The 19,031-nt window shown below is 68.1% G+C and carries 23 protein-coding genes; 17 read left to right on the forward strand and 6 right to left on the reverse strand.

Features of this window, described 5'->3' with window-relative positions; translation table 11 throughout:
- Positions 1 to 94 precede the first annotated feature (94 nt).
- From QZY44_RS21555 to QZY44_RS21635, 17 genes are all read left to right on the forward strand, one after another.
- Entirely contained in the window at positions 95 to 343 is a 249-nt protein-coding gene (locus QZY44_RS21555) for a hypothetical protein (RefSeq protein WP_295451984.1), read from the forward strand.
- Positions 343 to 603, forward strand: a complete 261-nt coding sequence (locus QZY44_RS21560) for a hypothetical protein (protein WP_295451986.1) — start codon at positions 343 to 345, stop codon at positions 601 to 603. Before QZY44_RS21555 ends, QZY44_RS21560 begins: the two co-directional genes overlap by 1 nt.
- A complete protein-coding gene (locus QZY44_RS21565) occupies positions 600 to 1,076 on the forward strand; it encodes a hypothetical protein (protein WP_295451989.1) in 477 nt (158 codons plus the stop codon). Before QZY44_RS21560 ends, QZY44_RS21565 begins: the two co-directional genes overlap by 4 nt.
- Entirely contained in the window at positions 1,073 to 1,852 is a 780-nt protein-coding gene (locus tag QZY44_RS21570) for a hypothetical protein (protein ID WP_295451991.1), read from the forward strand. The genes QZY44_RS21565 and QZY44_RS21570 overlap by 4 nt, the downstream gene beginning before the upstream one ends.
- Positions 1,852 to 2,316, forward strand: coding sequence for a hypothetical protein (locus QZY44_RS21575; protein WP_295451995.1), 465 nt, complete (start codon positions 1,852 to 1,854; stop codon positions 2,314 to 2,316). The genes QZY44_RS21570 and QZY44_RS21575 overlap by 1 nt, the downstream gene beginning before the upstream one ends.
- A gap of 43 nt (positions 2,317 to 2,359) precedes the next feature.
- On the forward strand, positions 2,360 to 2,485 hold the full coding sequence (locus tag QZY44_RS21580; RefSeq protein WP_295452000.1) for a hypothetical protein: 126 nt from the start codon (positions 2,360 to 2,362) through the stop codon (positions 2,483 to 2,485).
- Positions 2,469 to 3,476 carry a hypothetical protein gene (locus tag QZY44_RS21585; protein WP_295452005.1) on the forward strand — a complete coding sequence of 336 codons (1,008 nt, stop codon included), beginning with the start codon at positions 2,469 to 2,471 and terminating at the stop codon, positions 3,474 to 3,476. The genes QZY44_RS21580 and QZY44_RS21585 overlap by 17 nt, the downstream gene beginning before the upstream one ends.
- Positions 3,473 to 3,673 (forward strand): hypothetical protein, encoded by a 201-nt coding sequence (locus QZY44_RS21590; RefSeq protein WP_295452010.1) that lies wholly within the window; start codon positions 3,473 to 3,475, stop codon positions 3,671 to 3,673. Before QZY44_RS21585 ends, QZY44_RS21590 begins: the two co-directional genes overlap by 4 nt.
- 148 nt (positions 3,674 to 3,821) lie before the next feature.
- Complete coding sequence (locus QZY44_RS21595; RefSeq protein ID WP_295452015.1) at positions 3,822 to 4,040, forward strand: hypothetical protein; 219 nt, start codon at positions 3,822 to 3,824, stop codon at positions 4,038 to 4,040.
- Positions 4,041 to 4,042: 2 nt separating this feature from the next.
- Positions 4,043 to 5,710 (forward strand): Mu transposase C-terminal domain-containing protein, encoded by a 1,668-nt coding sequence (locus QZY44_RS21600; protein WP_295452019.1) that lies wholly within the window; start codon positions 4,043 to 4,045, stop codon positions 5,708 to 5,710.
- A gap of 41 nt (positions 5,711 to 5,751) precedes the next feature.
- Positions 5,752 to 5,952 carry a hypothetical protein gene (locus QZY44_RS21605; RefSeq protein ID WP_295452024.1) on the forward strand — a complete coding sequence of 67 codons (201 nt, stop codon included), beginning with the start codon at positions 5,752 to 5,754 and terminating at the stop codon, positions 5,950 to 5,952.
- A gap of 49 nt (positions 5,953 to 6,001) precedes the next feature.
- Complete coding sequence (locus QZY44_RS21610; RefSeq protein WP_295452030.1) at positions 6,002 to 7,072, forward strand: ATP-binding protein; 1,071 nt, start codon at positions 6,002 to 6,004, stop codon at positions 7,070 to 7,072.
- 2 nt (positions 7,073 to 7,074) lie between these two features.
- Positions 7,075 to 7,773 carry a hypothetical protein gene (locus QZY44_RS21615; RefSeq protein ID WP_295452035.1) on the forward strand — a complete coding sequence of 233 codons (699 nt, stop codon included), beginning with the start codon at positions 7,075 to 7,077 and terminating at the stop codon, positions 7,771 to 7,773.
- Positions 7,763 to 8,374 (forward strand): hypothetical protein, encoded by a 612-nt coding sequence (locus QZY44_RS21620; RefSeq protein WP_295452039.1) that lies wholly within the window; start codon positions 7,763 to 7,765, stop codon positions 8,372 to 8,374. Before QZY44_RS21615 ends, QZY44_RS21620 begins: the two co-directional genes overlap by 11 nt.
- The gene (locus QZY44_RS21625; protein WP_295452042.1) at positions 8,358 to 9,212 is read left to right on the forward strand and encodes a DUF3164 family protein; all 855 of its coding nucleotides are present in this window, start codon (positions 8,358 to 8,360) and stop codon (positions 9,210 to 9,212) included. Before QZY44_RS21620 ends, QZY44_RS21625 begins: the two co-directional genes overlap by 17 nt.
- Before the next feature lie 11 nt (positions 9,213 to 9,223).
- Positions 9,224 to 9,694, forward strand: coding sequence for a regulatory protein GemA (locus QZY44_RS21630; protein WP_295452046.1), 471 nt, complete (start codon positions 9,224 to 9,226; stop codon positions 9,692 to 9,694).
- A complete protein-coding gene (locus tag QZY44_RS21635) occupies positions 9,694 to 10,095 on the forward strand; it encodes a hypothetical protein (protein WP_295452051.1) in 402 nt (133 codons plus the stop codon). Before QZY44_RS21630 ends, QZY44_RS21635 begins: the two co-directional genes overlap by 1 nt.
- A 109-nt stretch (positions 10,096 to 10,204) precedes the next feature.
- Here the strand turns inward: QZY44_RS21635 and QZY44_RS21640 are convergent, their stop codons facing one another.
- The 6 genes from QZY44_RS21640 to QZY44_RS21665 all read right to left on the reverse strand — a co-directional run bounded on the left by QZY44_RS21640 (position 10,205) and on the right by QZY44_RS21665 (position 19,001).
- Entirely contained in the window at positions 10,205 to 10,537 is a 333-nt protein-coding gene (locus QZY44_RS21640) for a hypothetical protein (protein ID WP_295452057.1), read from the reverse strand.
- A 20-nt stretch (positions 10,538 to 10,557) separates the two neighbouring features.
- Positions 10,558 to 10,986: a hypothetical protein gene (locus tag QZY44_RS21645; protein WP_295452061.1), complete on the reverse strand. Its 429-nt coding sequence runs from the start codon at positions 10,984 to 10,986 to the stop codon at positions 10,558 to 10,560.
- A gap of 8 nt (positions 10,987 to 10,994) precedes the next feature.
- Positions 10,995 to 14,561 carry a DNA methyltransferase gene (locus tag QZY44_RS21650; RefSeq protein ID WP_295452065.1) on the reverse strand — a complete coding sequence of 1,189 codons (3,567 nt, stop codon included), beginning with the start codon at positions 14,559 to 14,561 and terminating at the stop codon, positions 10,995 to 10,997.
- A 247-nt stretch (positions 14,562 to 14,808) separates the two neighbouring features.
- Positions 14,809 to 15,084, reverse strand: a complete 276-nt coding sequence (locus QZY44_RS21655) for a type II toxin-antitoxin system prevent-host-death family antitoxin (protein WP_295452068.1) — start codon at positions 15,082 to 15,084, stop codon at positions 14,809 to 14,811.
- 7 nt (positions 15,085 to 15,091) lie between these two features.
- Positions 15,092 to 16,063, reverse strand: coding sequence for a bifunctional riboflavin kinase/FAD synthetase (gene ribF, locus QZY44_RS21660; RefSeq protein WP_295452072.1), 972 nt, complete (start codon positions 16,061 to 16,063; stop codon positions 15,092 to 15,094).
- 79 nt (positions 16,064 to 16,142) lie between these two features.
- Entirely contained in the window at positions 16,143 to 19,001 is a 2,859-nt protein-coding gene (locus QZY44_RS21665) for a PAS domain-containing protein (protein ID WP_295452074.1), read from the reverse strand.
- Positions 19,002 to 19,031: the final 30 nt, after the last annotated feature.

Raw genomic sequence — 19,031 nt, forward strand, 5'->3', positions numbered from 1 at the left:
GTTTTGATTCCTTTCTTTTGCTGTTGACGGCCGTCTCTGTGATGGCGCCTGACCTGTTGGCGTGGCTGGCCGGTGAGTGGCAGGGGGGTGCGCAATGAGTGCGATGACCCTGGGACGCAATAGCTTTTGGTGGTTCGACCTGCCGCGTGCCGAGCGCACGCCGGACCCGCGGGCGAAGAGTGCCCGACCGACGGGCGGTTGGCCGCTGGGCGTGACGGTGGAGAGCGCCTCGGCGCGGTACCTGATGGACAACGGCAGCGGGTTGCTGGTGCGGCCCACGCTGACCATGGCGATGGACCAGACCACGCGCCGCGTCTTGGCCGCCCGGCTGGGGGGTGCGTGATGGGCTCACAGGCAAAGGGGCGGTGCATCAAGCCGCAGGCCAAGCCGGCCGGTGCGCGCTTTGTGCTGGTGATCGAGGACCATCCCCTGCCGACCGACCTCCCGGGCATCGGGAACGTGAGCATCAGCCTGGAGGACGGCCAGGACATGCTGCGGGCGCGGACCCCGGCGGCGTTCCTGATAAAGCGGCTGAGTGACTGGCTGGACGATCAGCAACAGATGGCGGCCCATCTGAACGACCAGTTGAAGGCACTGTCATGAGCGCCCCGGCAGTGAGTGGCCCGATGATCACCGCGAACGACTACATCGGGCTGATCGCGGCCATCTGTGCCGCGGGGCCGGTGGCCCATCAACAGGTGCGGGTGGGGGCGGACATGGCCATCGTGGCCAGTGGGCGGCCCCAAGCCCGGGACCTTGGCGCCTCCTGGGGCTCCGCTGTGTCCTGGCTGCGCGGGTCCGGGCGTCTGGTCGACGATGGGGTGACCTGGCATTACGTGGGCACTGGCATCGATACCGGAGAGTGGCCGCGGTGGCTGGGGGGCTATCGGTCCCCCGTGCGCATTGAATGGGACTGGCTCAAGCTGCCGTTCTGCGGACTGATCGGCGGAGTGAACCCAGACGATTGCCTGCTCACTGAACTGGTGAGCGGCATGGCGAGCCTGGTGCAGTTGCAGCGGAAGCTGCAACGGGCCTTGGCGGTGGCGGTGAAGGTACAACAGGGGGATGAGGCATGAGCAAGGCAACTCGGCGGATGGTATGGGCGCACCTGGGGGATCACGGGGTCTCGCCCGCTGAGCCCCCGGCGGCGAATGAGGGGCTGATGGACCTGGGGGCGGAGTATTTCGAGGCGGAGCAGCCGCACCCGGATAGCGTGGTGATGGCGCATCACATGCTCGGGTTCCTGGATGGGTTCTGCGCGGGGCATGGGGTGCAGATCCGGGAACTGGCGGATGCGTTGGAGGAGGCGCTGTGGCAGGAGCGGTTGCGGGTGGAGGATGGGCGCGGGGGCACGCTCTATGGGCTCACCGTGGTGCCGGGGGTGCGTCGCGGCCTGGGGGCCGCTCCTACGGCGGCGGCGGCGGGGCTCAAGGAGGAGGTGGTCAGCCGCTATGCGGGGCTGGCGGCGCTGTGCGATGCGTGGTCGGCGCAGGTGGCGGAGCCGCTGCGCACGGTGCTGGAGGTGCAGTCCGCCCAGCTGCGGTGCGGCCTGAACACGCTGCTGAAGGCGTTCCAGCAGTCGGTACCGGGGGCGCAGTCCAGTCTGGTGGATGACCTGGCGGTGTGTTACGGCAACCTGGCCCATCTGCACATGACGGCGGCGCGCCAGGCCAGGCGCACCGGGACGCTGGGGGCGACGGTGCACGCCGAGCAGGTGCGGGTGTTGTTGGATATGTGGGAGGTGGTGGAGGCGACGCTCACGGGCTGTGCCGAGGAGCCGTCGCGGGCGGGGGCCGCTCCGACGGGGTGCGGGGCATGCTCCTGCGGGCGGCACGCCGCCGGGGGTGCCTGATGTTCATGGAAGCGCCGAAACCCCAGCCGGTGCATTCGCCGGCAGAACTCGCGCTGGTGCGGGTGATCCCGCCGGGGGTCTGTGGGCAGACCGCGGACCGGCACCGGCGGGCGCCGACGCTCAAGCCGGGATCGGACGTGCCGGCGCAACGGGCGCGGCGGGCGCGTGAGGTGGGCGTGTTCACCGAGAAGCTGCTGGCCTTTGTGCGCCAGGCCGGGCGGCCGGTGACCTATGCGGAGGTGAAGCTGGCCATGGGCCGGGAGGTCGGCGAGCCGCTGGCACACCTGACCGAGCAGGAGGTGTTGCAGACGCGGCGGGTCCGCGAGGCACGCACCAGCCGCACGCATCTGGAGTGGTTGCCGGCCGACGCGGTGTGGCCGGCGGTGGCCGCGGGGTTGGTGTTGGTGCAGACGGAGGCGGTGCCGGGAAGACTGTCAAAGAGGGCAGCGTCATGCGGTGCGTAATCATCTTTGAGGATATCGAGGGCGCCCCGAGGATGCACCGGACGTGGCGGTACGGGTGAAGTTCACCCGGGCCGTGGCGGAGGCCGATCGGACGCACGCGGAACTGATGGCCATCGGGGTGATGGAGATGCTGGAAGTAATGGAGCGACGCAATGAGCAAATCAACTGAATTGGCAACAACGGCAACGGCAGAGCCGTTGCCGTGGGACCTGCGCATCGCCGCTGAGCGCCTGGCGCTGGTGGCGGAGTCCGTGGACTGGGAGCTGCCGCAGTCCAACGGGCAGCCGCTGCAAGGGGAGGCGCTGCGCTTCTGGTGCGCGGACCGCAACGCGGGGGTGAGTCAACGCCTCTCGGAGCTGGGCCTGGGGCTGTGGATGCTCAAGCGCGAGATGGGCCAGGGGGCCTATGTGGGTTGGTGCCAGGAGGCGGGTATCCCGGCCCGCACCGCACAGGATGCGATGCAAATGGCGCGGCTGATCTTCGGTGCGCCGGATGCGGCGGTGCCGGTATTGACGCAATTGCCCCGGCGCAATCTCCAGGCGCTGGCCCCCGGCGGTCAGCAGTTGATCGAGGCCCTGGTGCAGGACGGCACCATGGCCGAGGTGCCGGCGATGGATCGGGATTCGATCCGGGCCTTGGTCCGTGAGCGGATGGAGACCGCGGAACTGCGGGCACAGCGCGATGAGATCGCGGCGCAGCGTGATGCGGCACTGGAGAGCAACAAGCGCCTGGCCGCGCTGCCGGCCCCGAGTCGACGCCTGTCGGCCCTGCGGCTGGCGGCGTTGGAGGAGGTGGAACGGCTGCGCAGCGTGGGGCTGGCGATGCAGCGCATCGTCACGGAGCTGACGAACTTCCCGGCCAGTCTGGATGACCTGGGCTATGACGAGGCCTGTCACGCCATCGTCTATGGGCTGCAAGGGCTGCAGTCGCTGGTGGACCGGGGTATCCAAGACGGCTATGAACTGCGGGAGCATTACACGCCAGGGGACCGGGTACCGGCGCCTCTGATGTCGCCCCAGGAGGAGGCGCGGGTGCGCGACTGGGCGGCGCAGTTCCTGGCGGATGCGGACCTGCGCCACGCCGCCCGGGTGGCGGACGCGAGTCTGGATGACGTGCGGCCGGGACGGCGGGCGGCGGCGAAGCGGAGGGAGCGGAAATGAGCCAACTTGATCTGGTGATGGATGCCAAGGAGTTGCTCGCGCAGTTGTCCGCTGAGTTGCTTGATCTGAACACGGGGGAGACCTGTGAATGGGCCATCGCGGAGATTGATGGGGCGCAGGTTCAGTTGGTAGTGACGATGGACCCGGACCGGCGACTGGATACCCCCGATGGCGATCTGATCAGGATCGAATCATGAGCCGGTTATCCACAAAGCAGCGCCAGGCCCGGCGGCGGGGCAGGCTGGGGTTGTACCTCTGCCTCCTGCTGTGCGGTGAGAGGCTCGCGGCGGCGTGTGAGTTGAACACGCTCAAGGCATCCGTCAAGCGGCTGAGCAGGGGGCGTACATGAGCCGACAGATATCCCCCAGAGCGCAGCACCAGGTGCGCTGCGACCACTGCGGCGCGGTGGCCAAGGTGTTGGACGTAACCGACCTCCCCAACGATTGGGGCGCGCGGGTCGTGAGCGACATCGTCAAGCACTTCTGCCCGCTCTGTGATGACCGTAGGGGCGGGTTTGAAACCCGCCCCTACGCCCGGAACGCCCGCGCTCCCACCGGAGGCTAGCCGTGGCCAAGGTTGCCGCCATCCGCCCCCCCATGCATCTGGTCACTGCCGATTCAACCGCCGCCCGGCTGGTGTCCCCCAAGGCGGGGGCCAAGCGGCGGGTGTGTGAGCACCTGCTGGGGTTGGCGGGGCGGGCGGGCTCGGAGGCGGCAGCCGCGGGGATTGCACTTTTTGAGGCGGCCTGGACGGCGGGCACGCTGCCCACGGATGTGGCGGCGGCCTGTCGGTTGATCCGGCCGAATCACGCGGACTGCCCGGACCGGGCGACGCTGTATCGGTGGCTGACGCAGTACCGGGAGATGCGGGAATCGGGTTCGGTGGCCGCCTTGGATACGAAGCATCGGGGACGGGAACGGGCGGTGACGGGCTGGGAGGCGCGGGCGCTGCATCTGTATCAGCAGCCGTCCAAGCGGGCGGCGGCGGAGGTGGCCAATCAACTGCGCGAGGAGGGGCAGTCGACGGCGACGGAACAGCGGGTGCGGCGCTATCTGGCGAGCCTGCCCAGTACGGTGCTGACCGATGGGCGCATGGGTCCGCGGCTGCGTAAGGCGGTGCATGGGGACTATGTGCGGCGCACCACGGAGGGGATGCGGGCGGGTGACTGCTATGTGGGGGACGGGCACACGATCGATGTCTATCTGCAGCACCCGACGGGCCACAAGGTGTGGCGGGCGGAGATGACGGTGTGGCTGGACTGGCGCTCGCGCTGTGTGGCGGGGTGGTGGATCAGTGAGAACGAGTCTGGCCTGACGACGCTGTTTTCGCTCAGCCACGCGATCAAGGAGCACGACCATGTGCCGGCGATGATCCATGTGGATAACGGCTCGGGCTTTAAGGCGCAGATGCACACGGATGAGGCGACGGGCTTTTTCGCCCGGCTGGGCATTACGCCGATGTTTGCCCTGCCCTACAACGCGCGGGCCAAGGTGGTGGAGCGGTTCTTCAAGACGCTGGAGGAGAGTTTCGGGCGGCGCTGGTGGAGTTATTGCGGCTATTCGATGGACCCGGAGGCGAAGGATGCGCTGCTGAAGAAGTTCGAGAAGGACCCGTCGGCGCTGCCGACCCTGGAGCAGTACAAGGAGGGGCTGCGGTCCTGGTTGGTGGGTTACCACCAGGGGGAGCACCCGGAGGTGAAGGGGAAGAGCCGGGGGGAGGTGTGGGCGGAGTCGTTCGTGCGCACGCCGCTGGGGCCGGGCGAGGGGCTGTGGTGGCCGCGCGAGGAGCGAGTGGTGAACCGCCAGGCGGTGAGCCTGAAAGGCCGCGAGTACAAGCACACGGCCTTGGCGCCCTACAACAAGACGGCCCTGCGCGACGGCAAGGTGTGGGTGGAGTACGACGTGAACGATGACCGTTCAGTGCGGGTGCTGACGCCGGACGGACGTTGGATCTGTGACGCCTTGCTGGTGCATCGCCGGGCGGCGCTGAAGACGAGTGTGCTGGAGGACGTGCGGGCGAATCGGGAGAAGGGGGCGTTGAAGCGCCTGGAGGTGCATGTGCAGGAGGTGAAGGACCGTGCGGCGGTGATGGTCGACGCCGCGCAGTCGCTCCTGGCGATCGAGGATCAGACCGGGGAGGTCTCGCTGTTGGCTGACGAGTTGGCCCGCGGGGAGATCGGGGTTTCTAAGACCAGTCCAGATGAGCTGGACTTGGATATTTGGGGGGATGACTGATGGTTTAGAACGAGCGGTTTACGCCACGGCACCGCGCGCTGTTGGCGCAGTTGGAGCAGCGGCGGGAGAACGGGGTCAAGGTCGGGATGTTCGTCGTTGGCACGGATTACACGGCGGCAGAGGACTTGGCGGCGGCGGGGTTGGTCTTGATGGAGATGAGGGATCGCAGGACACGCACCGCGAAAATCTCGCTGATCGGGAAGATTGAGGACCTGGCCGACGCAACCGGCCAGGCCCTCTGAGCACAGCCGGCGTAAGCCGGCCCAAACCAAACGAACCGGAGAATATCACATGGCACAGGCGGCAACAGTGACTGATCTACACCCGAACAACGGCCCGTCAGCACGCACGTGGGCGGCCCATTACACCCCGGAGGACCAGGCGGCGGCGCAGCGTATCGCGCTGTGGCTGGAGGCGTCGCCGGAGCGCTCCATCACCAGTCTGGCCCGGCTGGCGGGGGTGGTGCGCGGGACGCTCAGCATGTGTCTGTCCGGCACCTACACCAGTAGCCCGACGGAGCAACTGCGCCTGGCGTTGGCGGCGATCGAGAGCGCGACGGATCGGGAGTCTGAGGTGGTGGCGGTGCCCTATGTGGCGGGCAGTGTGCATCAGATGCTGGGGGTAGCGATCCGCCGGGCGCGCACCTATCGCAGCGTGGTGGTGTTTGCGGGGGATGTGGGCACGGGCAAGACCCGGGCGGCGCGGGAGCTGGCCCGCTCCACGGCGCAACTGACGCTGATCGAGGCGACGGGGGAGATGTCGACCAGCGATCTGCTGGCGGAGATCGGCACCTCCTTGGAGCTGTCGCTGGCGCCGGGGGCCTCGGCGGCGGCGCGGTTGTCGGCAATCGTGCGCAAGCTGAAGGGGTCGGTGCATGTGCTGATGATCGATGAGGCGGATACGCTGGCGGCGCCGCATCGCCGGGACCGCGGGGTGCGGTCGCTGGAGGCGCTGCGGCGTATCCGCGATCTGGCGGAGGTGGGTCTGGTGTTGATCGGGACTCCGGCCATTGATGACGTGATCGGCCGCGGGGTGTTCGACCAGTTGCGCAGCCGCACCAATCTGCGCCCGGAGACGGTGCGCGGGGTGCCGCGGGAGGATATCGAGGCCGTCGCCCGCGCGGCCCTGGCGGATCAGGGGGAGGCGGTGACGCTGGATGTGCTGAACGCGCTGTGGCGGGCGGCCGGGGGGCGGCAGCATAAGGACACGGGGGCGCAGACGCGGGGGGCGTCCATGCGGGTGTTGGTGGAGGGGCTGTTGCCGGGGTTGCGGGACTTTGGGCTGGCACGGGGGAAGGATCTGTCGCCGGCCTTGGTGCGGGCGGTGGCGAAGCAGGCGCTTGGGCTGAGTGTGGAGGATTAGTCATGGCCTTCACCATTGCTCAGGCGCACGCGACTAACACGCTAATACTGTGGCTTGCTGGGGATGCCAGTCGTGATGCCGGAGAAGCGCACCGCGCATGCAATGTCCTGGTCGAACATGCCTCCCGGGCGCTGTCGGCGGGGTTGTCTGTGGAGTCGATGGACACGCTGTTTCCGCGCATCAAAGCCCGTCTGGATGGCGAGACTGAATCTCGCGCCCCGCACTCCGCCCCCGCGAACGAAAGAGAAGAACGGCTGGCCGATGCGATCCAATCGCTGCTGGCGTATGTCCTCGATCAACCGGGGGCGTCTGATGTGGCTGCGAAGGATGCGGCCTTGGTGCTGGCCCAGCGGGCAGCAGAGACGCTGGGGACTGCGGGGCTGTCGGTGCGTGAGGTGAATGCCTACTGGACGGTTGAGATGCCGGCCGGCGCGGCGGATCGGCTGCGGCGGGTGCGGGACGTGCTGGTGGATCTGAGTGCGGAGGTCGACCGGGCGACCCGGCTGCATGGGGCCTACCGCGGTCCCCATGAGGGCTATGCGGTGATCCTCGAGGAGTTGGACGAGCTGTGGGACGAGGTGAAGGCGAAGCAACCCAGCGCCAGCAAGCTCTATCGGGAGGCGCTCCAGGTGGGATGCACCGCCGTCAAGTTCTGCGCGGAGGTGGCCTTCTCTGGCCGGGCGGCAGGCGATGCCCGCTGAAGTCGTCTGCACCGTCTGCGGCGCCCGTCAGCCCTTGGTCGCCGTCCTGGAGTCCGCGGCGGCGCGGGAGGCATGGACGGCGGCCTTGGCGCTGGTTTCGGTCTCCGGGGCGCAGTTCGCGGAAGCGGTTGCGGCCTATGTCGACTGGTTCGCGGTGCCGGAGAAGGCGCCCCAGGCGCGCACCGTGGTGCGGGTGTTGGAGGACCTGACGGCACGTATCCGGGCCGGGTCGGTGCGCCAGAAGGGCATCGCGCGGGCGGCGCCGCTGCCGACCTGGATCGATGCCATGCGCCTGATCGCGGGCGGGCATACCGAGGCGACGCGCCCGCTGACCACCAACGGCTATCTGGCGGGCATCGTGTGGAACCGGGCGGAGGCGTCTGGCGGGCAGCATGCTCCGGCGGCGCCGGCACCGGTGGCCGCGGAGCGCGCCCGGCCGGAACTGGCGCGCGCGCATCTGCAAGGGGAAATCAGGGGGCTGCGGGCCATGCTGGCCGGGGCTCATTCGGAGCTGGCGCAGGAGTCTCTGCACCGGCAAATCGCAATCGCTGAGAGTCGGCTCGCGGAGTCGACGGGAGAGGATCATGGGACTGGTAACTGACGTGCTGGCGGTCTTGCGGGGCGGGGCGACGCCGGCGGGTGCGGTGGAGATCGAGGACCAGGAGGGCCGCGAGCCGGGATTTGTGGCGGTCGATCTGGGGCGGCCTGACGGGCGGCCGACGCCGGTCGGCATCCTGGCGGTGGTGGATCGCATGGCGGATACCATCGCGGAGGCGGTGGTCGGTCTGCCGGCCGGGGAGGAAATTCCGGACGGCTGGATGATGGATGCGGCCGGGCGGCTGGTTCGACTGGCGAACGTGCGGGAGGCGGATCGGCTGCAGGATGAGGTGGCCCGTAGTCTGGCCCTGGAGGGGCTGTTGCTTCACGAGCTGCTCAAGGACTACAAGGCGCGCTCGCTGGGGGACATGGCTGATCTGGCGGCGACTGTCGCGAAGGAGTATCAGGCGGTGATTGGGGGAAAGCGGGGGAACATGACGCTGACGACCTTCGACGGCCTGTGGAAGGTCCAGCGGACCTACCGCGATGTGATCTCGTTCGGGGTGGAGATTCAGGCCGCGAAACAACTGGTCGGTGAGTGTTTTGAGGCGTGGGTGGCGAGGCTCCGGGCGAACGGGGGAGGTCCAGAAGTCGACGCGATCGTGGGGAACATTGAGGCGGTCATCGATCGGGCATTCGTGGCGAACAAAAAGGGCGATTTGAGGACTGGGCCTGTGCTGGAACTGCTGCGTACCGAGATCGATGATCCTCGCTGGCAGACCGCGATGGATGCCCTGTCTGAGTCGATCGAGGTCTCGGGGTCCGCGGTCTATGTGCGGGTCTACCGGCGCGGGGAGGCAGATCAGTATCTGCCGATCCCGATCGATCTGGCGTCTGTGTAAGGGGGTGTCACATGGCCGCTAAGCGCCAGTTGTCGGACCGTCAACGCGCCTATGCGCTGCTGGGGATCGCCCGGCGGGACCTGGGCTGGACTGAGGATCAGTATCGGGAGCATCTGGCCGCCCATGGGGCGACCATCTACAAGGGGCGTCCGTCGGCCTCGACCATGGACTATGCGCAGATCGAGGCGGCGCTGGCGGCGATGGAGACGGCAGGCTGGCAGCGTTCCGGGGGTTCGGAGTCGTCGATCATCCAGCGCTGCCACCCGGCCCGCCGGGCGCAGTGGCGCAAGGTCTGCGCGCTCTGGATCGCGCTGGCCGCGGCCGGGACGGTGCGCGACCGCAGCGAGGGCGCCATGCTGAAGTGGTGCCGGCGCTTGGTGACTGAAGACCGCATTGAGTGGGCCAGCGTCAGGAGCCTGCATCTGTGCATCGAAGGGCTCAAGGATTGGGCCGCCCGCGAAGGCGTGAGCCTGGAGGCATAATGGAGCGTCTGGACCCCTCGCTGTTGCCCCCGCAGATCCGGAAGTTGATTCGCCTCCTCGGCACCGAGGATGCTGTGAACCTGCTGAAGACCTGGGGCGGGCAGCGGCGATGGGTCCCGGCGGACCCGACCCTTGCCACGCCCCAACTGCGCGCCTGTCTCTCCCCCGCGGCCCTCGCAGCCCTCTGTCAGTCCGAGTTCGGCGGCCTGGCTACCGACTGGCCGAAGGTCGACAAGGTGCTGCGCCAGTCCATCTGGGCCGCCATGCGCGCCGACCGCGCCGCCGGCTGCACCGCCAACGATCTTGCCGTCCGCTACGGCTACACCCGCCGCCGCGCACGCACTATCGCCCCCGCTCACGCCCCATTTTCACCCGATTTACAGCGCGACCTGTTTGATTAACGCCCGATCACGGTCGTTTCTGTCGCAAATCATGTGATAGTCCCGAGACCCCACCCCCCTGTTTTTTCTGACTTTCGCGCCTTTTTGGTTTCGCATTTCTAACGACGCTTTACACCTCCTCCACGGTGCGCTCCCCGGCGGCGTTGGTGCGGATGACCTGGACCCGGCGGCCCAGGTATTTCCGCAGCAGGCTCTCGGGGGTGAGCAGGTCGAAGTCGAAGTTCTGTTCCAACAGACTGAACTGGAGCGTCCCGGAGGTCTCGGACAACAGGGCGGTCTCCGGGCGGATGCGGCCTGAGACATTGCGCCAGGCGAGGCGGTTTTCGCCCAGGGTCAGGGTGAGGCGGCGCAGGTCCTTCACCAGGGCCAGACCGTCGTTGTAGATGGTCACGGCCAGCGCCTGCTGGGCCGAGTCGTCGATGCGTTGTTCCTGAACACTCATGGTGACCTCAGTTTACGGGTTTACCAATACCAGTTGTGAATAGACTTTTGCAGCGAGCGCAAGTGATGTCCCCAGTGCGAATAAAATCCCAGTTGGTAGTGGAATAACGCATCTGCAGATGATGTGTTCTGGAATCGCCAGCTGATTTCTGTCATGTCGTCGACGATCTCAGACAGGTCCATGATGGCGTCAGTGGCCATAAAGGTCGATTTCTCATCTGGTTGCCGCATGCCTCTTAGCCATTGATCGGCGATCACCAGACTGGTTCGACGATCAAACGGTGTTGGCTCGGGATAATCGCGCTCATCGAACTCATATTTCACACCGTGGGCCAACCAGGCGAGCCGGTCCAGAACTTCTATGAGGTGCGCAAGGCCCTCGTCAGACGCGCTTTCCGTGTGAAAGACCCGAAGAAAGTCACCGATTGCTATGGCTACTGCGCTTTGCATAGGTGCGGCTATCCGGGCAGGTAACGGCCATCTTCCAGCCGGCGGGCGTGGCCGAGGCTGGCGAGCGTCTCCAGGAGTTCGGCGACCCGGGCACGCGGTGCGCGGGTGAAGCACTGGGCCAGGTCCGCGACGCTGTTGGGGCCGGAGCGGGTGGCGAGTACCGCGCGCAGGGCCTGGAACTGCTCGGGCAGGGTCTTGGGCCAGTCGGGCTTGGGGCCGCTTGCGGTGGGAGTAGTGGCGGCCAGTTCCGCCCCTGTCTGGACGGTAGCGGCGCCGGGCGGCTGGCCGGGATTCTGGAGCGCCGGGCGCAGCCAGCGGATGAGGCCGCGGCGTTCCTCGGCCGCGCGTTCGGCGTTCAGCGCGACCAGGCGTTGCAGGATGGTTTCTTCCACACCGGCTGCGTCCAGCTCAAGCGGTGGGAGTGACCTGTTCTGGCTCCTACCCTCTGGCGTGGGCTCGTAGGGGCGGGTTTCAAACCCGCCCCTACGGGCGCGTGGGAACGAGACGGGGTCGGCGAGCAACGCGGCCGTCAGGTCCGCCCAGCCGTAGGCGGCCAGCACGGCGGCGTCGAGTTCGTCGTGGAGTTGGCGCAGGACCGAGACCAGGCCCTGTTCGTGGATCTGCTTCTCCTTCGGCCCCAGGGGCTCACCGCGGCGCAGTTGTGCCAACACGTTGTACATGCCGGTCATGGTCAGCCCCGGGTGCAGGGCCTGACGCGCCTTGCGGTGGGCGTCCAGGTCTTCGGCCAGTTGCCTGATTTCCTTTTCCGGCCCCGCCGGGGCCGGAAAAGGAAAGGTTTCGAAGCAGCGGGTCTTGGTATACCGGGGGTCGTTGCCGACCCCCAGGCGGGCGCCGGTCGCCAGCGCCCAGTACACATGGACCCGGCTGGAGAGGATACCCAGGGTCCAGGCGTCGTCCAGTGCGATGGCGATCAGCATGTTGTCCGGCAGGATGCCCTGGTCCAGAAAGACGAAGGTGCGATGCTTGGCGGTCTCGACGGTGGCGATGTAGCGGGGCAGCCCGGTGAGTTGCCACCGCAGTTTCGGATTGGTCTCGCCGAAGAGCCACCAATTGTCCTTTCTGCTCTGGCGCTTGTTCTGGTCTCGCTCGGGTTTCACCCGTTCCAAAACGCGCTGATAAACCTCCGGAAAGCGCGAGCGAACCTGCTCGGCAGTCAAACCGAACAGGTCGATGACCATCACGCCGCGCGGGGTCTGGGTCAGGTCGCGACCATTCAAATAGGCCCGAATGTGGGCGTCCAACCCAGGCACCCGCCCGAGACCCAGGGCACTTGCTTCATCCGGCGTAACGATGAAGCCCGCACCGTGGAGCTTAACACCCGGGTTGCTGATGTCCCGATTGGCCCGTAGCGGCACGGCGGAGGCCACGTCCGCGCCAATACGCAGGTCCGCATGGATGCGACCCTCGGTCCGCGCCAGGTCCACGTCCAGGCCTTCGCCCTGGCCGCTGCGTTCAGTCACCACCTGGTCGATCACGCCGGGCCAGTCGCCCGCCGCCGCGACGGTCATGCCGATGCGCACCGCGGCCCCATCCGCCGCGTCCACCCAGGGGTGGTCCGGCACGGCATAGAGCAGCGACAGGGGCTCGGCGGCGGTGAGGTGCCGCTCCAGCACCCGCCGGTTGAAGGTCTGCCGCAGGCTGTTGGTGGTGATGAAGCCGAAGCGGCGCAGCCGCCCGGTGCGGGTCAGCTCGGCCGCGTTCTCCCACCAATACATGACATAGTCCGCAGACTCCGGGACCTCGGACCAGACGCCGCGCAGGGCCTCGACATAGCCGTCGCCCAGTGCACGGCGCATGGGGCCGGCGCCGATGAAGGGCGGGTTGCCCACCACGAAATCGGCCGCCGGCCACTGCGCCCGCCGCGGGTTCACATAGCGTTCCTGGGGTACCTGGGCGGCCTCGTCCGGCACCGCCTCGCCGGTGATCGGACTGGCCTTTAGTGTCCGCCCGTCCCAGCGGGTGATGGGGCGGCCCGCCTCATCCGTCACCCACTCCATCCGGTCATAGTCGAGCACCGCGTCGCGGCACTGGATGTTGCGGAAGTCGCGGATCACCGGCTCGGGCGGTTTCACCGCGCCATGCGTTCTGAAATGCCATTGCAGATAGCCGATCCACAGGACCGTCTCGGCGATGGCGGCGGCGCGGGGGTTGAGTTCCAGGCCGAGCAGCTGGTGGGGGTCGACGCTGATGCCCTCCATCGCCATCAGCAGTTGGCGCTGGCCCAGGGACTCCAGGGTGTCCAGGACCTCGCCCTCCAGGCGTTTCAGGTGTTCCAGCGTCACATAGAGGAAGTTGCCTGAGCCGCAGGCGGGGTCCAGCACCCGGATGCCGGCCAGGCGCACCTGGAAGGCGCTGACCAGCTTGATGGCCTCAGTGTCCTTGCCCTGTTCATGTAGGTTGAAGGCGGCGCCGTGGACCGCCGTCCATTCCTCCCGCAGCGGATCGATGACGGTGGGCAGGACCAGGCGCTCGACGTATGAACGCGGGGTGTAATGGGCGCCGAGCCGGTGGCGCTCCAGCGGGTCCAGCGCGCGCTCCAGCAGGGTGCCGAAGATGGCGGGCTCGACCTGGCGCCAGTCGGCGCGGCCGGCGTCGATCAGCAGATCGAGCTGGTCGCGATCGAGCGGCAGCGCCTGGCCATGGGCGAAGAGCCCGCCGTTGAAGCGCGGCACTCGCTCGCGCAGGATCACCGAGAAGGCGGCGCCGGTGTTCATGTCGCGCCACAGGTGTTCGGTGAGCGGGACGAACTGGGCCGGGTCCGCCCGCACCGAGCGCAGCAGGTCGCTGAAACCGTTCTGTTTCAGTAGCCCGACATCCTCGGCGAAGAGGGTGAAAAGGCAGCGGATGAGGAAGGCGGCGGTCACCTCCGGCGGGTGGCCGGCGGACTCCAGTGAGACGGCGAGCCGCGCGAGCCGCTCGGCGATGTCGCGGGTGACACGGGCGGCGCGGCGGCTGGGGTCAAGGCTCAAGGGGTCGAGCCAGAGTGCGCGCAGCCGGGCGCGGATTTCGGCGCGGCGCAGGTCTTCGAGCCGCAGCCGATGCGAGCGTGGGTCAGGGTAGGGAATATAGGCCCCGCCGCTGCGGCTGAACTCGCTATAGACCTCGAGGCTGCGGCCCACATCGACCACCACCACGAAGGGTGGACGGCCCTCCGACGGGGGCAGGGCACGCACATACTGTACCGCCTGGCCGTGGGCGCGCAGCATCGCCTTGTCCCAGCCGCTGGTGTCGAGACCTAAGCCGGTCTGCTTGCACTCCAATACGTAGCAGGCGCGACGATAGAGATCGATGTAGCCCAGGCTCTGGGTGCCGTCGCCGTGCTGGAAGACCACCCGGTGCTCAAAGCAGTAGGCGTTGTCCTCACGGTCGGCGCGCGCCGGGTCCGGCTGGGGCAGGCCGAGCAGGGCGCAGAGCTCGGTCAGGAAGAGCTGATAGTTGGCCCGCTCGGTGCCGGTGGCGGTTGACCAGCGGGTGATGAAGGCGTCGATGAGCGCGGGCGCCAGGCCGTCGTCGGCGTCCGCCGGGTCATCCGGTAAAGGGGGCATGTCGTCCATGGCGGTGGGACTCCGGGACCTATGATGAACCCATGCTAACCGGGGTGTCCGGTCCATTCAATGCGACCGGCCGCGCGGCGGGCGATGCTCCATCGGTATTAGGCATCGCGGGGTTACGTCCGTTGTTGCAGCGCCGCGACCCGGACCTTCGGCCACCTAGCGAGGGCGCTCTCCAGTGGTTTCTCGCCCGCGATGCCGGAGTCAATTGTAGACCGCCGCCGGATTTCGCGGTCAACCGCCTTCCGCGTCAGTCTCGATCTCCGTCCGCAAGGCGGTGGGTGATGACGGTGGCTCGGTTTGCGCCCCGCGCCCGTTCCAAAGCCGCGAGGAGTCGCTCGGCGTTCCTCGGCGAGCGTAGCAGGTGGGCGGTCTCGATCAGGCTCTTGAGTTCATCCGCACAGATCAGGGCCACGTCTCGGCCCTGGCGCCGCCGGATAATGACGGGTTCCCGCGTCGCGGTGACTTGGTCGCACAGTGACGCCAGGTTGGCGCGGGCCTTAGAGTAGGTCGTGGATCGAGTCATCAAGGGCTCACAGCTCGTCCGCCGCGTCCGCCGGTGCCGCACCCGCGCGCTCCAGAAACTCCCGCGCCGCCACCGCGTCCAGGTCGATCTGGCGGCGCAGTGCGTCGAATGAGTCGAAGCGCTGCTCGTCGCGCAGCTTGAGCCGGAATTCCACCTCCAGGTGGCGGCCGTAGATCTCCTGGTCGAAGTCGAACAGGTGCACCTCCAGCCGGCAGCCCTCCCCGTCAAAGGTCGGGCGGGTGCCGATGTTGGCCACCCCGGGGCGGGGGCCGCCGGGCAGGCGATGCACCTGGACGGCGAACACGCCGAGCAGTGGGCTCACCCGACGGTGCAGGTCGAGGTTGGCGGTGGGGAAACCGATGGTGCGTCCGCGGCGATCGCCATGACCCACGCGGCCCTGCATGCGGTAGGGCCGGCCCAGCAGGTGCGCGGCCTGCTCCAGGTCCCCGCGGGCCAGGGCCTCGCGCACCCGGGTGCTGCTCACGCGCTCCTCACCGTGGGTAATGGTGTGGTGGTTCTCGACCTCGAATCCCGCCTGCGCCGCCTCCATACCCATGCGCCGCAACAGGGCCTCGTCACCACTGCGCCCGTGGCCGAAGCGGAAGTCGTCACCGATCATGAGGAAGCGCACGCCCAAGCCATCCAGCAACAGGCGGCGCACGAAGTCACGCGCATCCACGCTGGCCAGGCGCGGCCCGAATTCCAGGAGCATGACGCGTTCGATCCCACAGTCCAGGATGGCCTTGAGTTTTTCGCGCAAGCGGGTGAGGCGTGCCGGGGCCCGATCCGGGGCGAAGAACTCCATCGGCTGGGGCTCGAAGGTGATGACCGTCGCGGGGAGCCCCAGGGTGCGCCCGCGCGCGCGCAGGCGCTGGAAGACGGCGCGGTGTCCCAGGTGGACCCCATCGAAATTGCCGATGGTGGCGACGCAACCCCGGTCAGTGGGGCGCAGGTTGTGTAAACCGCGGATGAGTCTCATGGAGCGGATGCCCTGGTGAAGGGACGGCGAAGTATACGCGGGTCGCCCCCGGGAGCGCAGCAGGATCGGGGCGTCGCAGTCACGGGCTTGTATCCCGCATGGCCGCCTGCAACCCGAGATTGGACAGCGCCAGTTTGATGGACTTGCTGACCGTGACGGCGAGTGTGTGCAGTGCCTGGAACTGCCCTGGTGTGAGTGCCTGCGTGGCGCTGACGTGCAACAGGCCAAGGGTCGCGCCGCGCACGTTCAGTGGCACGCACACATAGGCGGGCGGCGGGGCGGCGGGGAAGTGCCGGCAATCGATGTCCGCGCGGGACGTTTCGACCTCATGCGGGTGGCCGCGCCGCAAGGCCCAGCAGTCGTGCAGTGCGAAGGTTGGCGGTACGCCCTGCGAGGGGCCCCAGGCGGCGACCCGCTCCAGGCCGGAGCCTGAACCGTTGTTGACCGCCAAGGCGCCGGAATAGGGGGCAAACAGGACTGCGGCGCCTTGGGCGATGATGGCGTAGACCTCGGCGCAGGTCTCGCAGTAGAGCAACATGTCGTTCATCTGGTTGAGCGCGTCCGTCTGGGCCTCATGGCGCCGGCTCTCGGCCAGGCTCTGGCGCAGTGCCTCATCCAACCGGCGGCGTTCGGTGATGTCGTTGTGGGTGCCGGACATCCGCAGCGGTTGGCTCAGTGCGTCGCGGGCCGTTACCTTGCCGCGATCCAGTATCCAACGCCATTCGCCGTGCTTGGCCAGCATCCGGTATTCGCTCTGAAAATGCGGCGTGGCGCCGGCCAAATGGGCCTGCACCTCGGCCCGGACCCGCGGCAGGTCATCCGGATGGACCAGCCGTTCCCAGGTGCGTGAACTCGGCTCGAGCTCGGCCGGGTCATAGTCCAGCATCTGCGCCCAGCGGGGACTCAACAGCAGTTCCGCGGTGGCGATGTTCCAGTCCCAGAAGCCGTCGCTCGACCCCTCCAGCACCCGTTGCAGGCGCTCCTCGCTGGCGCGTTGGGCCTGCGCGGCCAGTCGGTGGCCGGTGATCTCCTCATGCGCGATGACCACCCCCGGGCGGGGACCGCGCAGCGGCCACACCCGCATCTCAAACCAGCGGGCCTGCGTGGGCGAATCGCACGGATAGACCAGGCTGAAGGCCCCTTGCTCCTGGTCCAGTACCTGTTGGATGCCGCGCAGTGCGGCCGTCGCCTCCATCCCGTCCTGGCCGGACAAGACCTGGCGGCATACCTGAAGATAATCCGCGCCCGGCAGGCAGTCCATACTGCCGCCGTTCTGTACGGCAAAGCGCCGCCAGGCAGCATTGACCAGGGTGATGACTCCGTCCCTGTTCAGCACCGCGAGATGGGCGGTCAGCGAGTCCAACACGTCATTGAGCAGCGCCTCCTTTTCCCGTAGCGCCTCCTCGGCCACCCGGCGCCACTCGATATCGATCAGTGCGCCGAGCGTGCGGACTGACTCCAGCTCCGCGGGGTGCCACCGCCGGCTGTGCAGCCGTACACTCTGTGACCAGGCGGCGAAGGAGCGGCGCGGACTGAGCCGGCCGTCCGGGTTGCGGGCCATCGCCCGGTCGGGGTTGCCGCCCCAGCTCACCTCGCGTATCTGTTCGCCGCGAAACCAGAGCAGTCGGATGGGCTGGGTGGGGTCCAAGGGAAACGCCGCCACCCCGGCCGCGCTGCCCGCCAGGTCCGCGGTTCCGGGCAGGTGCGCATTCAAGCAGTCGGTGGCGAAGACCTGGGGCTGGCCGTCCTGATGCAGTGTGGCCAATCCCTCGGCGATGGCCAGCACCTGTGGTGGCGCGGGGGTCAGGCCGCCGGTGGTGACTCCCCCGCCGTTGATCAGGGCCACGCCCGTGGCCCCGACCGTGCCCAGCACATCGCTCAGGTGGGGGCCGGCGAGCAGGTCCGCCAGCCGTGTGCCCCCACGCAGGGCCTCGATGACCCGATTGCGGCAGCCCGCGAGCTGTGCCTCGTACTGCCGCGTGCTGATCTCCTGGGCCCGCGCGATCTGGGGCGTGAGGTCCCGTCCCAGCCAGTCGGCGAGTTCGCGCACCGCGTCCGAGACCGGGCGCGGCGCGCCGTGGTGGCAGGCGATCAGGCCCCAGAGTGCCCCGTCGCACAGCAGCGGCACCGTCAGCGAGGCACGCACCCCCATGTTGCGCAGATACTCCAGATGCACCGGCGAGACGCTGCGCAACAGACTGCGGGACAAATCGAGCGGCCGTCCGGTCACCGCATTCACCCCGGGCAGCAGCGGGGATGGCGCATAGTCGACATCGACGATCACGCGTGTATGGCTGATCAGATACAGCCGCCGGGCCTGAGCCGGGATGTCCGAGGCCGGATAGTGCAAGCCGAGATAGGGCTCCAGGTCGGCGCGGCGGGCCTCGGCGACGACCTCCCCATGCCAGTCCTCGTCGAAGCGATAGATCATCACCCGGTCATAACCGGTGAGGCGTTTGAACAGGTCGGTGGCGCTCTGGAGCTTGGCGGGGAGTTCGCGCTGGGCATGGATCACGCTGGAGCCGCGCACCGCCTGGGTCAGCAGGGTGCCGAGTGCGGCCGGTGCGCCCGGCGCGGGCTCCAACTCGAGCACGGTCAGGTCATCGCATTGGTGGACATAGCCGGTGCAGGGGCCGCAGGTTGGTGCTTGCCAGCCGAACGCGGCGGGCGCCCCGGGCAGTTCCTCATACCGGGCCAGGGCCTCGTCAAGCGCGCCGCCCAGTGCCGGCCCCAATGTGGCGGCCAGTTCGCACCCCAGCAGGTCGGCCGCCTTGATGCCCAGCATGGCCTGGGTGTTGGCGCTCGCCTGGGTGATCCGCCGGGCGGGCCCGTGCAACGCCAGCAGGCAGCCGTGGGGCTGAATCGCGCCGGGGATGTGGATCAGCTCGGCCTCACACTGGTTGAGGTCAGGGGGCCGTGGGGCGAGGGTCAGTGCCATGTGAGTGTCCAGGAATGTGTTGGGTCAGGC

This window comes from uncultured Thiodictyon sp., from assembly GCA_903837595.1.
Lineage (GTDB): Bacteria > Pseudomonadota > Gammaproteobacteria > Chromatiales > Chromatiaceae > Thiodictyon.

Bases quoted from the DNA above. Each gene is read 5' to 3' on its own strand.
- QZY44_RS21555 (WP_295451984.1), top strand. From the start codon at position 95: ATGAGTGCGATGACCCTGGGACGCAATAGCTTTTGGTGGTTCGACCTG.
- QZY44_RS21560 (WP_295451986.1), top strand. From the start codon at position 343: ATGGGCTCACAGGCAAAGGGGCGGTGCATCAAGCCGCAGGCCAAGCCG.
- QZY44_RS21565 (WP_295451989.1), top strand. From the start codon at position 600: ATGAGCGCCCCGGCAGTGAGTGGCCCGATGATCACCGCGAACGACTAC.
- QZY44_RS21570 (WP_295451991.1), top strand. From the start codon at position 1,073: ATGAGCAAGGCAACTCGGCGGATGGTATGGGCGCACCTGGGGGATCAC.
- QZY44_RS21575 (WP_295451995.1), top strand. From the start codon at position 1,852: ATGTTCATGGAAGCGCCGAAACCCCAGCCGGTGCATTCGCCGGCAGAA.
- QZY44_RS21585 (WP_295452005.1), top strand. From the start codon at position 2,469: ATGAGCAAATCAACTGAATTGGCAACAACGGCAACGGCAGAGCCGTTG.
- QZY44_RS21590 (WP_295452010.1), top strand. From the start codon at position 3,473: ATGAGCCAACTTGATCTGGTGATGGATGCCAAGGAGTTGCTCGCGCAG.
- QZY44_RS21595 (WP_295452015.1), top strand. From the start codon at position 3,822: ATGAGCCGACAGATATCCCCCAGAGCGCAGCACCAGGTGCGCTGCGAC.
- QZY44_RS21610 (WP_295452030.1), top strand. From the start codon at position 6,002: ATGGCACAGGCGGCAACAGTGACTGATCTACACCCGAACAACGGCCCG.
- QZY44_RS21615 (WP_295452035.1), top strand. From the start codon at position 7,075: ATGGCCTTCACCATTGCTCAGGCGCACGCGACTAACACGCTAATACTG.
- QZY44_RS21620 (WP_295452039.1), top strand. From the start codon at position 7,763: ATGCCCGCTGAAGTCGTCTGCACCGTCTGCGGCGCCCGTCAGCCCTTG.
- QZY44_RS21625 (WP_295452042.1), top strand. From the start codon at position 8,358: ATGGGACTGGTAACTGACGTGCTGGCGGTCTTGCGGGGCGGGGCGACG.
- QZY44_RS21630 (WP_295452046.1), top strand. From the start codon at position 9,224: ATGGCCGCTAAGCGCCAGTTGTCGGACCGTCAACGCGCCTATGCGCTG.
- QZY44_RS21635 (WP_295452051.1), top strand. From the start codon at position 9,694: ATGGAGCGTCTGGACCCCTCGCTGTTGCCCCCGCAGATCCGGAAGTTG.
- QZY44_RS21640 (WP_295452057.1), bottom strand. From the start codon at position 10,537: ATGAGTGTTCAGGAACAACGCATCGACGACTCGGCCCAGCAGGCGCTG.
- QZY44_RS21645 (WP_295452061.1), bottom strand. From the start codon at position 10,986: ATGCAAAGCGCAGTAGCCATAGCAATCGGTGACTTTCTTCGGGTCTTT.
- QZY44_RS21650 (WP_295452065.1), bottom strand. From the start codon at position 14,561: ATGGACGACATGCCCCCTTTACCGGATGACCCGGCGGACGCCGACGAC.
- QZY44_RS21655 (WP_295452068.1), bottom strand. From the start codon at position 15,084: ATGACTCGATCCACGACCTACTCTAAGGCCCGCGCCAACCTGGCGTCA.
- ribF (WP_295452072.1), bottom strand. From the start codon at position 16,063: ATGAGACTCATCCGCGGTTTACACAACCTGCGCCCCACTGACCGGGGT.
- QZY44_RS21665 (WP_295452074.1), bottom strand. From the start codon at position 19,001: ATGGCACTGACCCTCGCCCCACGGCCCCCTGACCTCAACCAGTGTGAG.